At 63.4% G+C, this 14,956-nt stretch carries 13 protein-coding genes; 5 read left to right on the top strand and 8 right to left on the bottom strand.

Annotation, left to right across the window (positions count from 1 at the left end):
- The first annotated feature begins 64 nt into the window (after positions 1–64).
- Positions 65–640: a J domain-containing protein gene (locus ACZ48C_RS08780; RefSeq protein WP_119256393.1), complete on the top strand. Its 576-nt coding sequence runs from the start codon at positions 65–67 to the stop codon at positions 638–640.
- Positions 641–664: 24 nt separating this feature from the next.
- Here the strand turns inward: ACZ48C_RS08780 and ACZ48C_RS08775 are convergent, their stop codons facing one another.
- The 6 genes from ACZ48C_RS08775 to ACZ48C_RS08750 form a co-directional block, all read right to left on the bottom strand.
- A complete protein-coding gene (locus ACZ48C_RS08775) occupies positions 665–1,087 on the bottom strand; it encodes a hypothetical protein (protein ID WP_464780860.1) in 423 nt (140 codons plus the stop codon).
- 834 nt (positions 1,088–1,921) lie between these two features.
- Positions 1,922–2,614 carry an RNA recognition motif domain-containing protein gene (locus ACZ48C_RS08770; protein WP_464780859.1) on the bottom strand — a complete coding sequence of 231 codons (693 nt, stop codon included), beginning with the start codon at positions 2,612–2,614 and terminating at the stop codon, positions 1,922–1,924.
- A 3-nt stretch (positions 2,615–2,617) separates the two neighbouring features.
- On the bottom strand, positions 2,618–3,460 hold the full coding sequence (locus ACZ48C_RS08765; protein ID WP_464780858.1) for an ATP-binding protein: 843 nt from the start codon (positions 3,458–3,460) through the stop codon (positions 2,618–2,620).
- 78 nt (positions 3,461–3,538) lie between these two features.
- Positions 3,539–3,760, bottom strand: coding sequence for an AlbA family DNA-binding domain-containing protein (locus tag ACZ48C_RS08760; RefSeq protein ID WP_464780857.1), 222 nt, complete (start codon positions 3,758–3,760; stop codon positions 3,539–3,541).
- Positions 3,761–3,927: 167 nt separating this feature from the next.
- Positions 3,928–6,969 (bottom strand): excinuclease ABC subunit UvrB, encoded by a 3,042-nt coding sequence (gene uvrB, locus ACZ48C_RS08755; protein ID WP_464780856.1) that lies wholly within the window; start codon positions 6,967–6,969, stop codon positions 3,928–3,930.
- Positions 6,970–7,064: 95 nt separating this feature from the next.
- Positions 7,065–9,053 (bottom strand): putative bifunctional diguanylate cyclase/phosphodiesterase, encoded by a 1,989-nt coding sequence (locus tag ACZ48C_RS08750; RefSeq protein ID WP_464780855.1) that lies wholly within the window; start codon positions 9,051–9,053, stop codon positions 7,065–7,067.
- A 175-nt stretch (positions 9,054–9,228) separates the two neighbouring features.
- Here ACZ48C_RS08750 and ACZ48C_RS08745 point away from each other — a divergent pair, with 175 nt between their 5' ends.
- On the top strand, positions 9,229–9,582 hold the full coding sequence (locus ACZ48C_RS08745; protein WP_318912186.1) for a DMT family protein: 354 nt from the start codon (positions 9,229–9,231) through the stop codon (positions 9,580–9,582).
- 5 nt (positions 9,583–9,587) lie between these two features.
- Here the strand turns inward: ACZ48C_RS08745 and ACZ48C_RS08740 are convergent, their stop codons facing one another.
- The gene (locus tag ACZ48C_RS08740; RefSeq protein ID WP_119256394.1) at positions 9,588–10,178 is read right to left on the bottom strand and encodes a hypothetical protein; all 591 of its coding nucleotides are present in this window, start codon (positions 10,176–10,178) and stop codon (positions 9,588–9,590) included.
- A gap of 15 nt (positions 10,179–10,193) precedes the next feature.
- Complete coding sequence (locus ACZ48C_RS08735; protein ID WP_119256151.1) at positions 10,194–10,580, bottom strand: acyl-CoA thioesterase; 387 nt, start codon at positions 10,578–10,580, stop codon at positions 10,194–10,196.
- Between the two features lie 189 nt (positions 10,581–10,769).
- Here ACZ48C_RS08735 and ACZ48C_RS08730 point away from each other — a divergent pair, with 189 nt between their 5' ends.
- The 3 genes from ACZ48C_RS08730 to ACZ48C_RS08720 all read left to right on the top strand — a co-directional run bounded on the left by ACZ48C_RS08730 (position 10,770) and on the right by ACZ48C_RS08720 (position 14,788).
- Positions 10,770–12,590 carry a methyl-accepting chemotaxis protein gene (locus tag ACZ48C_RS08730; protein WP_424547523.1) on the top strand — a complete coding sequence of 607 codons (1,821 nt, stop codon included), beginning with the start codon at positions 10,770–10,772 and terminating at the stop codon, positions 12,588–12,590.
- 249 nt (positions 12,591–12,839) lie between these two features.
- Complete coding sequence (locus ACZ48C_RS08725; protein WP_464780854.1) at positions 12,840–14,006, top strand: extensin-like domain-containing protein; 1,167 nt, start codon at positions 12,840–12,842, stop codon at positions 14,004–14,006.
- 5 nt (positions 14,007–14,011) lie between these two features.
- Positions 14,012–14,788, top strand: coding sequence for an aminoglycoside adenylyltransferase domain-containing protein (locus tag ACZ48C_RS08720; RefSeq protein WP_464782796.1), 777 nt, complete (start codon positions 14,012–14,014; stop codon positions 14,786–14,788).
- Positions 14,789–14,956 lie beyond the last annotated feature (168 nt).

The following is a 14,956-nucleotide window of genomic DNA, read 5'->3' as shown; positions in this document are numbered from 1 at the left end:
TGCGTCCGGACTTGCGAAAGACAGGCAGAAACAGACAGGTGGCCGCGTGATCGATCCCTACGCCATGCTCGGACTTGAGCGCGATGCCGATGACGGCGCGGTCAAGACCGCCTACCGCAAGGCCGCCAAGGGCATGCATCCCGATTCGGGCGGCGATGCCGACCAGTTCGCCCGCCTGCAGGCCTGCTACGACCTGCTGCGCGACCCCGTGCGCCGAAAGGTCTTCGACGACACCGGCTTCGACCCGCAGCTCGCCGATCCGCGCGACCTCAAGGGCCTGATGCTGCTCGAACCGCTGGTCAACGACGTCATTCTCGACGAGCGCGAGCCGGGCAGCTTCGATCCGCTGGCGGCGATGCGCCGCAAACTCTCCGACGACATCGTCAAGAGCCGCTTCCACATCCTCGAGCTGGAACGCCACCGCAACCGCGTGCGCCAGCATATCGACCGCCTCGGCCGCAAGGCCGGCACGGACTTTCTGGGCTCCATGCTGCGCGCCCGCTCGCAGTCGATCACCGAGGCGATCCGCAATGCGGAAGGGCAGATCCAGGCCATCGAGCAGGCCTATACCATGCTGGAAGGCTATTCCTACGAACTGGCCGCGGCGCTGGAGCCCATGAAGGGCGAGGCGGCAGAATAGGCCGCCGCCCCACCATTCCGGACATCACCATTTGATCGGTGGCGAAAACCCTTCCTGCTCCGCCGGCGGCCGCTTTTCGCGTATCCTGGCGAAGCGGCGGAACTCGTGCAGCCTCTCGCCCCGCAGGAGCGGGCGGGTGATCTCCACGGCGGCGTCCTGAAGCACCCGCTCGTCGCGCCAGGAGGAGGTGAAGAACAGCTTGCTGTCCCGGTGGCCGTAATCGCGCACATCGCGGACCTGCTCGGCAAGCTGGTCGAAAAGCGCGCGCTGGCCGGCGTCGAGATTGGCGAGGCAGCAGGGCTGCTGCGTCTTGCGGAAAAACCAGGCGCAGCGTTTCTGCCGCCGGCAGGACCGGTGGCGGCAGACGCGCTCCGGCATGGCGAGCATTTCGGCGGTGCGGGCGAGCAGCGCGGCGTCGAGCGGGGGCAGTCTGGATCGGTCGAACATGGAAACTCCTAGAGCATTTACAGCAAAAGTGCGAAGCGGTTTTGCGTTCGGAAAATGCGGCGAAACAAAGAGTTAGAGCGTTTTCGCGATTCGGAGAAAAGCGGAAATGCTCTAGTGCTGGAGAGAGGTGAGGGAGGCGCATCGCGCCGGCCGCGGACATGCGCCATCGTTCCCGCGCGAAAAACATCGCCGGGGTTTGCGCATGAAACTTCGGACGGGGCGCTGAAAGCTGCCGGGTCAGAAGTAGAAATGGCACCTTTCAGCGCCCCGTTCGGTGGTTTTTGCCTGCGACTTGGGTCTCTCTGCAAAGGCCGGGTCCGGCGGCGGTTCGCCGTCGGTTTCCGGGGCGGGCTCCTTCCGGTTTTGGCGCGCCGGACCGGGCGCTCGTTCGCTCCCGCTCCGGGCGGAAAGGTTTTCACCTTTCCCGGAAAAACGTCACCCCGGCGGACGATGCCGACGCCGTCCGCCAGTCCCGGCCCCCTTGTGTGCCGCACAGGCACGCCCGGCGCGCCGTTCGGGGATGAAACCACGGGACCGGTCCGACGCCCCGCCGTTTCCCCCGTGTCGCCGGAGGGAGACCATTTTCCGCAGGCCCCCTGGGCGAAGGCCTACGTCCTTCCTCCACCCAAAGCGCCGACCCCGCCTCGCCGCAACGCCTTGCGGTGTATCCGCGGCGGGATGAGGGGAGTATCGCATGGGTTTTGGAGGCGGGGAAAATGATAGGGGGGCAATTGGAATGCAAATTTAGCCACGGCTAAACGAGCCGGGCTTCGCTATGCGTGTGTATACTCTGCAAGAGAGCACACCACGCCGGTTCTTTGGAGAAAATTGAGCTCATGATTTCATTTTGGAATATTTCTGTTGAGAGTTTACAGGGCGAATACCGCACTTCCGCTCCGCTATAACAATTAACCCAACAGCAAGCGCGGTCTGTTGAGATTCTTCCTTAGAGAAGCCAACGAATCCATATCCTGTGCCTGGTTTTACATAAACCCTTTCGATGTCCCCGAATTGAGCGAAGGCTTCGTATACCTTCTTTCTATCTATTTTCTTTGGAAGGTTTCCAACGAACACTTCATAGTAACCCTGCTTTTCCTCAGCACTGTCGGCGGTTCTTTGGGGCTTGGAATTCGTTTTTATCTCACTAGGTGCGCTGTTCTGATCTGTAACGATCATAAATCTCGGAACGTCGCGAATTCCAATTTGATCTTTCCTCGATATTCTCTTCGCTGATTGCTTTGATACTTCTGTATTTATCAAGTTTTTCTTTTTAAGCGAAACAAGTAGCTGTCTGTATTGCTCAATATCGATAATTCCGGCGCGATCGATGATGTTTTGCGGAGATATTAATTCCCCGCCTCTCCCAAGGAGAACTATTGATTTCTCCTGTGTTGAAAGCTCAACCTTATCAAAATGACTTAGCCACAAAATTTCATCTTTAGTATATATAGTTCTGTGATGCATATCCAATTGGAATGAATTGTCCACGCTCTTTATTTCGGGCGGAGCCAGCTCATTTGACTTCATGAGCTAAAATATTCTTCTCATGCCCTCACCAAGCTCTCGCATGAAGCCAAGTTCTCTCAATGTTCTTGCGATATAAGAGTTTCTTGACTGGTGGACGCCCCTCATTTGCTTTAACTCATCGATCTTTACGGTAGAGAGCAGACCGCCTGGATTCTTCACCTCGATTCTGTCATCGAAAACAAAAATCTCGATGCCTGCCCCCTCACTTGAATAATCTCGGTGCGCAACGGCGTTTACTAGCGCTTCCCTACATGCGTTTTCTGGATACATAAATGTTGATCGAAAGCGAGCATCCTCGTGGAACGTTGTCTGAACAAGGAAGGGACGCATAAGATCCCAAGATCTTTCAATAATCTTGCATACATTTTCAGTTACGACTTCATCTGAGGAGACGTTATATGACGACCCGGCTCCCAATACGGTCCCCGATATTTTCATTACTCTTACTTGGCATCTTGGGTGCCATTTCGAGATGTCCTTCGCAAAAAGCAGAAGCGCCGCTTTTCTTAGGCGAACTCCTATATCGGGGCCGCCGTACTCTGCTAAGCCAAGGTATTGTAAGCATTTTTCAGCGCTCATCCCCTTGGATATCAGATCGCCAGTAATCTGAATTAAATCAGCGTCGAGGTCTGTAACATTGGCTCCGTCAACAAATTGTCTGTCGTATTCTCTCGATGTAATCTCTGTTCTGTCAAATATTATTGATTCTGCGGAAATTGGTATTGTTTCGAGGTCGTTTCTTTTTAGGCATCTTCCGTCTGACGTTTGGTGAATGTATTTTGTTGACTTAGGAATGCTAAAAGAAATTATTTTATTATTGAATATTTCTTCTATTACGATTTTCACCGATTGGAGCGGCGTTGTCTTTAGTACGTGCGTTTTGTATGATTCAACAATTGTTTCAATTTCAGATGAATCAAAGCATTATGCACCTGTAATTTCTCCGGAATCTTCAACTCCTATTAATATTTCTCCCCCATCTGCATTTGCAAAGGCAACTAATGCTTCCGCGACGTCTTTGCAAACGTCGCGTGTTGGGCGAGCCGACTTCTTTCCAGGCGCGCCATGAAAGGCGCTTTTAAACTCGCGAAAATGGCTTTCTCCGAGGGAAATGGAGCGCTCCATTTTTTCCTTGTTTGACAGCATTAGACTCCCCTTTATTGTCTTATATACAAACGGTTGTGATCCAAATGAATGGCAGATCAGAATGTTCGTGTCACCCCGCTGGTGGGGTGTGAAAACTCAATTTATGGTTTTGCTTGCGGACGCGGCGTCTATCATCGGCGATGTTATGAGACGGTACTTGCATTGATTCACTGTCCCGGCCGACCCGTCTTCCCCTTCGTCCGCCCCTTGCGCTTCGCCTCAGTCGGGTCCTCATAGCTTCCGGTGCCGATCTTCCCCCGCCGAACCGGCTTGGCATCGTCCGCGCCGCTTGTCCGCTCCGGCTGGCCTTCGGCTGCCGGGGCGGTGCGTTTCTTGGTGGAGAGGGTTTCGTCCGGGCGTTGGGGGAGGTCGCCGGTGATGGGTTTTTCGGTGCGGCCGACGGTCATTTCGTCGAGGGTGTTCCTGCGGAAAAGGGATTTTCCGGCCGGGGTGGCGACGTCGCGGCCCATCTCGTCGAGGGCGGGCTTGCGGAAGAGCGGGCGTTCGGTGTCGGTGCCCGGGCCCATGTCGTCGAGCTGGGGTTTGGCAAAATAGCTTTTGCCATTCTCTTCTGTGCTCACGGCCGTACCGCCCTTCGGGCCGGCCTCCGCACGGGGCGCCGGGCGACCGGCGGCCGCCGCCTGGCCTTGCGGCTTCGCCGAGCTTTTGCCCTTTCCTCCACTTTCCTGCGATCTTGCTTCGTCCCGCGCCATCGGGTCGTCCATGACGGCGAGTTCGGCGGCCTTAAGGCGCTTGATCTCGTCGCGGATGCGGGCGGCGGCTTCGAAGTCGAGGTCGGCGGCGGCGTCGCGCATCTGTTTTTCGAGCGCTTCGAGATGGGCCTTGAGGTTGTTGCCGACGAGGTGGCCGGCATCCGCAAAACCCTTGCCGGAGACGCCGGAAATGTCGGCGCGGACGTGGTCGCGCTCGTAGACGCTGTCGAGAATGTCGGAGATTTTTGCCTTCACGGATTCCGGGGTGATGCCGTTCGCCTCGTTATAGGCGACCTGCTTCTCGCGGCGGCGGGTCGTCTCGTCCATGGCGCGCTGCATGGAGCCGGTGATCTGGTCGGCATAGAGGATGACCTTGCCGTCGACGTTTCGCGCCGCGCGGCCGATGGTCTGGACCAGCGAGGTCTCGGAGCGCAGGAAGCCCTCCTTGTCGGCGTCGAGGATGGCGACGAAACCGCATTCGGGAATGTCGAGGCCTTCGCGCAGCAGGTTGATGCCGACGAGCACGTCGAAGGCGCCCAGACGAAGATCGCGGATGATCTCGATGCGCTCCAGCGTATCGATGTCGCTGTGCATGTAGCGCACGCGAACGCCCTGCTCGTGCAGGTATTCGGTGAGGTCTTCGGCCATGCGCTTGGTGAGCACGGTGACGAGGGTTCGGTAGCCGGCGGCGGCGGTCTCGCGGATCTCGCCCAGCACGTCGTCCACCTGGCTTTTCGCCGGGCGCACCTCGACCGGCGGGTCGATGAGGCCGGTCGGTCGGATGACCTGTTCGGCGAAGACGCCGCCGGACTGTTCCAGCTCCCAGCCGCCCGGTGTCGCCGAGACGGCGATCGTGTCCGGGCGCATGGCGTCCCATTCCTCGAAGCGCAGCGGGCGGTTGTCCATGCAGGAGGGCAGGCGGAAGCCGTATTCGGCCAGCGTCGCCTTTCTGCGGAAGTCGCCCCGGTACATGGCGCCGATCTGCGGGATCGTGACGTGGCTTTCGTCGATGAAGATCAGGGCGTTGTCGGGGATGTACTCGAAAAGGGTCGGCGGCGGCTCGCCGGGGCGGCGGCCGGTGAGGTAGCGCGAATAGTTCTCGATGCCGGCGCAGGAGCCGGTGGCCTCCAGCATTTCCAGGTCGTAGCGCGTGCGCTGCTCCAGACGCTGGGCCTCCAGCAGGCGGCCGGCCTTTTCCAGCTCAACGAGGCGGTGCTTCAGCTCCTCGCGGATGGCCTTGATGGCGCCGTTGAGGGTGGGGCGCGGGGTGACGTAGTGGCTGTTGGCGTAGATTTTTACCGATTTCAGGTCGCCGGTCTTCTGGCCGGTCAGCGGGTCGAACTCGGTGATGGCGTCGATCTCGTCGCCGAACATGGAGATGCGCCAGGCGGCATCCTCAAGGTGGGCGGGGAAGATTTCGATGGTATCGCCGCGCACGCGAAAACTGCCGCGCTGGAAATCCATCTCGCGGCGCTTGTACTGCTGGGCGACGAGGTCGGCGAGGAGCTGGCGCTGGTCGAGCCGTTCGCCGACTTCCATCTGGAAGGTCATGGCGGTGTAGGTCTCGACCGAGCCGATACCGTAGATGCAGGAGACCGAGGCGACGATGATGCAGTCGTCGCGCTCCAAGAGCGAGCGCGTCGCGGAGTGGCGCATGCGGTCGATCTGTTCGTTGATCGAGCTTTCCTTCTCGATGAACGTATCGGAGCGCGGCACATAGGCTTCCGGCTGGTAATAATCGTAGTAGGAGACGAAATATTCGACCGCGTTGTCGGGGAAGAAGTTCTTGAACTCGCTGTAGAGCTGCGCGGCCAGCGTCTTGTTCGGCGCGAGAATGACGGCGGGGCGCTGGGTCTCCTCGATCACCTTGGCCATGGTGAAGGTCTTGCCCGAGCCGGTGACGCCGAGCAGCACCTGGCTGCGCTCGCCGGAGGAGAGGCCGCCGACGAGATCGCCGATGGCGGTGGGCTGGTCGCCCGCGGGCTTGTATTCGCTGACCATGCGGATGGGGATGCCGCCCTCGGATTTTTCCGGGCGGGCGGGGCGGTGCGGCGTCCAGAGCTTGCCGTCCTTGAACAGCGGATTGCCGCTCTCGATGAGCGCCGAAAGCGCCTCCACCGTGGCGGTGACGCCGGAGCCTCTATCGAGCGCGGCCGCGTCTTCCAGCGAGACGTCAAGGCCGGAGACCGGGTTGAGGCCGGCGGCGGCGCGAGTCTTCGGATCGGACGAGCCGCCGATGGAAACGCCGCGGGAGGTTTTCGACACCGTCACCTGCTCGGTGTGGCGGCGCGCGGCGTTCTCGACGCTCTTGCGGTGCTTGCCGGCCTTGGAGGCGACCTCGCGGCGGCTTTCGATGCCGGAGGCCTCCGCCTCGGCCTCGAGCTGCTTCACCCAGTCGGAGACGCTGCCGCCAAGCGGTTCTCCCTCGAAAGGCGATTGCGGGGCTTCCTCGAAACCGGGGTTCGGGGCGGTGGATTTCTTCGGTGATCTGGCCATGCGGGGAATATGGAGAGAGTCACCGCGAAAGGGAAGGGGTGACGAGTACAAAAGGGAAACGAATCTGTCGTCTCATGCCGCTTGGGCGGCGGGTGCTATCGTGCGGACGGTCGGGTGCGCGCGGCATGCTCGTTCAGCCAGCGCGGGATTTCGGCGGCGGGCATGGGGCGGGCGAAGAGGTAGCCCTGGGCATGGCGGCAGCCGAGCATGCGCAGGATCTCGGCCTCCTCCTCCTTCTCGACGCCTTCCACCACGATGTCGATGGAGAGGGCGTGGCCGATGCCGATGAGGGCGGAGATGAGCGCCTGGTTCTCGCGGCTGGTGGCGATCCCGGAAACGAAGCTGCGGTCGATCTTCAGCCGGTCGATATGCAGGCTGACGAGATAAGCGAGGGAGGAATGGCCCATGCCGAAATCGTCGACGGCGAGGCGGAAGCCGGCGGCTTCCAGCCGGGCGAGCTCGGCGCCGGCGGCCTGCGTGTCGAGCGTCGCCTCCTCGGTGATCTCGATCTCCATCAGGCCGGGGGAAACCTCGTGTTCCTTCGCGATGCCGGTCAGGAGGCGCGAGAGCGTGTCGCCGGAGAATTCGCGCGGCGAGACATTCACCGCGACGGCCGCCTCCGGCAGGCCGAGGCGGGGCAGGGTGCGCAGGAACTCCGCGGCGCGGGTGGCGACATAGCCGGTGAGCGCCGTCGAGATGTGCAGGGCCTGGGCGGCGCGGACGATATCGGGCGGGGCGACGGCGCCGAGCTCGGGATGCGTCCAGCGCAGCAGCGCCTCGAAGCCGGTGACGGCGCCGGTTGCGAGCTCCACCTGCGGCTGGAAGACGACCTGCAACTGGCGCTGCTCGATGGCCTCGGTCAATGTCGCCTCGATGAGGCGCTGGTGCTCGATCCGGGCCTTCAGCACCGGGTTGAACAGGCCGAGGCGGCGGCGCCCGCCTTCCTTGGCGGCATAGAGGGCGATGTCGGCGCTGGCGAAGAGGTCGTCGGCCGTGTCGCCGTGCTGCGGATAAAGGACAAGGCCCGCGCTGGCGCCGACGGTGATGGGACGCTCGCCGATGAGGACGGGATCGCCGGCGAGGCGCACGATTCCGTCGCCGATGGCGCGTCCGCGCGCTTCCGCCTTCTCGCCCTCGACGATGACGGCGAACTCGTCGCCGCCGAGGCGCACGACGAGGTCGGTCGGCCCGGTCAGGCTGACGAGGCGGCTGGCGATCTCGACCAGCACCGAATCGCCCGCGCCGTGCCCCATCGTGTCGTTGATCGCCTTGAAGCGATCGAGGTCGATGGCGAGCAGTGCGAGCGTATCGGCGGGCAGGCCGCTCGCCAGGAGGTTGCGCAGGCGCTCGTTGAAGAGGGCGCGGTTGCCGAGGCCAGTCAGCGGGTCGCGGTTCGCCAGCGATGCGAGCTGGTGGTAGGACTGGCGGATCTCCGCATTGGCGTCGGACAGCGAGGCGGCGAGCGCCACCGCCTTCAGCCGGTCCATCTGGCTGCGGATGAAGCTCGCCTCGCTGAACTGGCTGGCGCGCAGCATCATCACGGCGAGCAGCAGCGCGTCGGCGGCGATGACGTAGGCTTCCGTCGTGCCGGCGAAGAGCAGTGAGGCGAAGGCTGCGGCGAGCGGCGGGCCGGCGAAGAGAAGAGCGGTGCGGGCATAGGCGGTGCTCTGCATCAGCGAGCCGGCGCAAATGCCGCAGATGATGAAGATCAGATAGGGATTGAGCCCGTTCGCGCCGTGGGCGGCGCCGATGAAGGGCGGCAGGCTCCAGGCAAGGCCGCTCCCGAGCGCGCCGAAGGAGAGTACGCCGAGCGCGCGCTCCGGCCGCTCGACGGCGCAATTCATCCTCCGGACGATGCGCACGGCGACATAGCGCGCAAGGTTGATCGCCAGCACGGCGGCGAGCCAGAGGAGGATGCCGAAGGCCGGCCCGTCGAGCCAGAGCACGGCGGCGGTGGTGGCGGCGATGAAGCTGTTGGCGTTAAGCGACAGCACGATGCCGTCCAGCACGGACAGGGCCTGCGCGGAAAGAATCTGTCGTCTCGTCGTTTCGTCCGCCGGCATCAGCCGGACTGCATCGGTCATTCTCTGTCCCCGCCCAGAAGCGCGTGCCGCCTTTTTCGCGGTCTGCGCAGAGGGTGGGGCGGGGGGGCATAAGATAGTCTTAACGGGGGATCGCGAGAATCCATGACGTCCGGCTTGACGTGGCCGTCGGCTGAGCTATGCCATCGGCATATTCCCTTCCTTTCAGGATTCGCCGATGCCCTTCAGCCTCAACCCCGCGGCCGTGTGGCCGGTCGTGCTGCTCTGCCTCTCCAACGTCTTCATGACCTTCGCCTGGTACGGGCACCTCAAGTTCAAGTCGGCGCCACTCTTCGTCGCGGTGCTGGCGAGCTGGGGCATCGCTTTCTTCGAATATTGCCTCGCCGTGCCGGCCAACCGCATCGGCCACGAGGTCTATTCGGCCGCGCAGCTCAAGACGATCCAGGAAGTGATCACGCTCCTGGTCTTCGCCGGCTTCTCGGTGTTCTGGCTGAAGGAAAGCCTGACCTGGAACCATGCCGTCGGCTTCATGCTGATCGCCGCCGGCGCCGCCTTCGTCTTCAAGGGCTGAGCGCCTTATTCCAGCATGTCGAAGGCGCGGAAGATCCAGCTGAGCTGGTAGAGGATGCCGAGGCTGACGAAGGTGGTGTGGTAGCGGCGGCTCGCCGTCCACGCCGCCAGAAGGCACAGCACGATGAAGACGGCGTTGCGCGCCGGATATTCGTAGCCGAAGGAGCCGAAATAGGCCTTTCCCTTCAGCGCCGTGTCCAGGAGATCCACCGCGAAGACGAGCGCGAAGGCGCCGAAGAACCATTTGCGCCGCGAGTAGAAATAGTCCTCGTAGCCGGCATAGTCGTCGAGCGTGGTCGGGAACAGGAAGACGGCGAGCAGGAAGAACAGGCAGCAATAGCTGATCAGGAAGAGATAGACGCCGAAGCCGATGGTCGCCAGCGCCTGCAGGCGGAACTCCCACCACCAGAAATGCAGCAGGAACAGCAGCAGGAAGCCCGCCCAGGCCAGATGGACCGGATAGGCCTTCACCTTGCCGGGGTGCTGGACGAAGAGCGCGACGCCGGTGAGGATGCGCGCCACGCTGAGGCTGACCACCATGCCGATGACGACGCGAACATGGCCGAAGAGCGCGGGGTCGTGCTGGACATGCTCCATGGCGCCCTCCATCTTCTATTCGACGGGTACGGGCGTCGGGTGGCCCTGCTGGTCGAGCGCCACCATGACGAAGGTGGCGCCCGTCACCTTTTCCAGCGTCGTGGTGAGATAGCGCTGCGCCCAGGCCTCCACTGCCAGCGTGATCGAGGTCCTGCCGACGCGGGCGATGTCGGTATAGATGCTGAGCGTGTCGCCGATCTTCACCGGCAGTTCGAAGGCCATTTCCTTGACGGCGGCGGTGACAACGCGGCCGCGCGCGCGCTCGGCGGCGCGGATGCCCGAGGCAAGGTCCATCTGCGCCATGACCCAGCCGCCGAAGATGTCGCCTGCGGCATTGGCATCGCCCGGCATGGCGAGCGTGCGAAGGGTGAGCTGTCCGTTCGGCATTTTCGTATCGGTCATGCGGGGCCTCTCCAACTTTCCTTCAGGTCTAGCCGAATGCGGGCCATGGAGAAAGGGGGAAGGGCAGGCGCATTTTCGAGTATTTTCAACCTCTAAAAATTGACGATTGCAATTTTAGATCATTTTAAAGGGTTTCCCGCAGCTTCGTCGACAAGGCGTATTGCGCCTGCCGAAGTCGAGGAGAGCCCGGTGAAGAATTACAGAATATCCACGCGCCTGTCGTTGCTTGTGGGCCTTGCCCTGACCATCTTCGCCGTCGCGCTCGTCTACAGCCTCTACCATTACCAGGAGGCGATGGTCGCCGAGCGCAAGTCGAAGCTCGCGGCGATGGACGAGAGCATGCTGACGCTCTTCAAGCATTACCACGAGCTGGAGGTTGCCGGCACGCTGACCCGCGAGGAGGCGCAGACCCGGGCAAAGGACGCCGTGCGGGCGCTGCGCTACGAGGACAGCGGCTATTTCTGGATCAACGACATGAATGCCGTGATCGTCATGCACCCGATCAAGCCGGCGCTCGACGGCACCGACCAGTCCGGCATGGCCGACCCGACGGGCAAGCACATCTTCACCGAATTCGTGAAGGCCGTGAAGGCGAGCCCGACCGGGCAGGATTTTGTCGATTACTACTGGCCGAAGCCCGGCTTCGAGGAGCCGGTGCTGAAATATTCGCATGTCGCGGGCTTCGCGCCCTGGGGCTGGGTCGTCGGCACGGGCGTCTATGCGGACGACCTCGCCGCCCTGTTCCGCCGCAACGCCATCGGCATGGCGGTGATCCTCGCCGCCGGCGGCCTCGTCATCATCCTTGCCGCCTATGCTATCGTGAAGAGCGTGACCGGCCCCATCGTGCGCCTCAAGGCGACCATGCAGGCCATCGCCGAGGAGGACGTTTCCGGCGCGGTGCCGGAGACCGACCGCAAGGACGAGATCGGCGAGATGGCGAAGGTGGTTTCGATCCTGCGCCAGTCGGTCGCCGAGCGGGCGGAGTTGCGTGTCCGTGAGGGCGAGCAGCAGGCCCGCCTCGATGCCGAGCGCTCGGACGGCGAGCGCCGCCAGCGCGCCGTCAGCCAGAGCCAGTCGGATGCCATGCAGACCGTCGGCGAGGCACTGGAACGGCTGGCGGGCGGCGACCTGACGGTCTCCATCTCTGCGATCGCGCCGGAATATGCCAAGCTGCGCGACGATTTCAACAGCGCGGTGGACGCGCTTTCCGGCGTCGTCCATGCCATCGCCCGGTCCACCGACATCGTGCATGGCAGCGCATCGGGCATTGCCGAGGCGGCCAACAACCTATCGCATCGCACCGAGCAGCAGGCGGCCTCGCTCGAGGAGACCGCCGCGGCGCTCGACGAGATCACGGCGACGGTGCGCAACGCCTCCGACCGTGCGGCGGAGGCGAGCCGCATGGTGGTCGAGACCAAGCAGTCGGCAGGCCGGTCGGGCGCCATCGTGCGCGACGCCGTCACCGCCATGAGCCGCATCGAGGATGCCTCCAACCGCATCGGCCAGATCATCGGCGTGATCGACGAGATCGCCTTCCAGACCAATCTGCTTGCCCTCAATGCCGGCGTCGAGGCGGCGCGGGCGGGCGAGGCGGGGCGGGGCTTTGCGGTCGTGGCGCAGGAGGTGCGCGAGCTTGCCCAGCGCTCGGCCAACGCCGCCAAGGAGATCAAGGGGCTGATCGGCAATTCGGCCGCCGAAGTCGGCAACGGCGTGGCGCTGGTGCGCTCGACGGGCGATGCGCTCACCGAGATCGAGACCCTCGTCAACCGGGTGAACGATCAGGTGACCTCGATTGCCACCTCCGCCCGCGAGCAGGCGACGGGCCTTGCCGAGGTGAACACGGCGGTCAACCAGATGGACCAGATGACGCAGCAGAACGCCGCGATGGTCGAGGAGACCAATGCCGCCGGCCAGACGCTGACCCGCGAAAGCGAGCAGCTGAAAGCGCTGCTCGGGAATTTCCGGCTGGATGCAGCTGGAGCGGCGGACCACCGGCGCCGCGCGGCATAATCAGAAGACCATCTCCGGAATGCCTTGCCCCGGCGCCCCCGCGCCGGGGTTTTTCGTTTCCGCCGGGAACGCTTCGTTTACCCTGTTGCGACAAAATCCCAAGGGAAAGCAGGCATGTCGGCCTGCCGTCCGGCTTTCAGGCCCGTCTCGTCCGAATGCGGACAAAAGCGGCCTGCACCATCGCCGGACAGGACTGTGTGCAACCGGGACTCCGCAACGGGCGGAGGCGGGCGCCGGGCGGATGTGACCATGGGTATTGCGTTTGTTTCTCGTCTTCGAAGGCCGCTCGGGCTCCTGTTGATCCCGGCGATGCTGGCCGCCTGTTCCGGCGGCATGACGCCGCCTGACGATATCGACGGCGCGGGCGTCAGCGCGGTCACGCCTGTCATGGACATGGGCGATACGGGCGGCGAGCCCGTCGAGACGGCGATGGCCGTGCCGGCGCGGCAGAAGAAGCGCCTGCCGATGATCGACAGCGACGAGGCGATGGGCGTCACGCAGCCGGTGCAGGCCTCTTCCGGCGCGCTCACCGTTCCCGAAGGCGGCGTCAACATGGACGAGGGGCTCGGCGTCGGGCGCGTCGAGGGGCTGGCCGAGGCGCAGGCGAACGAGATTGCCGAGGGCAATGCCAGCCAGGTCGTGGTCGACGGTGTCGGCACGGATATGCCGCGGCAGGTTGGCGAGCCGGCGTCGATCCCGATGTCGGACGGGAATGCGGAACTCGGCGGCGAAGGAGACGGTTATCTCCGGGTGCCGGACAAGGCGGCGACGCGCCGGCGGCAGGCGAGCGACGGCGAGCAGGTCGCCTTCCTGCCGCGGATGAGCAACCCGATGCAGATGCCCGAAGCAATGGGCGGCATGCCAGCCTCCGAACGGGCCTGCCGGCAGCGGCTGCAGAAGCTCGGCGTGAAATTCCGCGACGTGCCGCGTATCTCCCGCGGCCGCTCCTGCGGCATCGAGTGGCCGGTGGAGCTTTCCGGCCTTTCCGGCGGCATCCAGATCAAGCCGGCGGCGCAGGTCAACTGCCAGATCACCGAGGCCTTCGCGCGCTGGGTGAAGCAGGAGCTCGTGCCCTCGACGCGCATGCGCTACCTCTCCGGCGTCTCGGCCATCCACCAGATGTCGTCCTATTCCTGCCGCACCATGAATTCGCAGCGCGGCGCGGCGATGTCGGAACATGCCAAGGGCAACGCCATCGACGTCGGCAAGATCGTGCTGACCTCCGGCAAGGCCATCGCCATCGAGAAGAAGGGCTTCTTCGCGTTCCGCGAGAAGGGGCTGCTGAAGTCGGTGCGCGGTGATAGCTGCAAGTATTTCTCGACCGTGCTCGGACCCGGCAGCGACCGCTTCCACAAGGACCATTTCCACTTCGACCTGCGCGCGCGCAAATCGGGCTACCGGCATTGCAGCCTGTGAGCGTGATGGCCGACGGGCTGAAACAGGCGAGGGCGGCGTGCGATGTGTTGCGCGATGTGCTCGGCGACGCCCTCTTGGCCGTCTACCTCCATGGTTCGGCGGTTTCCGGCGGATTGCGGCCGCAAAGCGATGTCGATCTGATCGCCGTCATCGAGCGGCGCATGATAGATGGGGAGCGGCGGGCGCTTCTTGCGGCGCTGCTTGCCCTGTCGGGTCCGCATCCGGCCCCGCCGGGTGGACCCCGATGCCTTGAGGTGATGATTTTCGTGAAGGCGGATCTTGCAAGGCCGGCCTTTCCGGCGCGGGTCGAATTCCTTTACGGCGAATGGCTGCGTGATGCATTCGAGACCGGGGGGCTTCCCGGACCGTCATACGATGCGGAGAATACGCTGGTGCTGGCGCAGGCGCGCCGGGAGGCGATGACGCTCCTTGGGCCGGATGCGCGGACGTATCTGCCGGAAATCCCGGCGAAACATGTGCGCCGGGCGATGCGTGAGGCGCTCCCCGCGCTTCTGGCGAGCCTTGAGGGCGATGAGCGCAATGTGCTGCTGACCCTTGCCCGGATGTGGCGGACCGCAGTCCTCGGCGATTTCGTCGCCAAGGACGTGGCTGCTGCCTGGGCCGCGCCGCTGATGGCCGCGGGCGAAGCTGAGACGCTGCTCCTTGCGCGGGACGGCTATATCGGCAAGGCGAAGGACGTCTGGCTGGACCGGCGAGAGGCTGCCCTTCGCGCGGTGGATGCCATGTCCATGGAGGTATCCGCGCTGCTGGAGCCGGATTGAAGGCAAAAAAAGACCGGCGGGGCGCCGGTCGAAAGGGGTGGCAGGCTCGCGGAGGGGCGGCTGCCCGGAACTGTCACATTCCACCACCCGCGCCGGGGCGTCCGGCGAGGATGCATGCGGGCTTCCGTAAGGAAGCGGGCGGATGGGGCCGCCGGAGGCTCCCGCAGG

Source organism: Shinella sp. 1A1, assembly GCF_055379515.1.
This window is presented reverse-complemented; position numbering and strand designations above follow the sequence as displayed.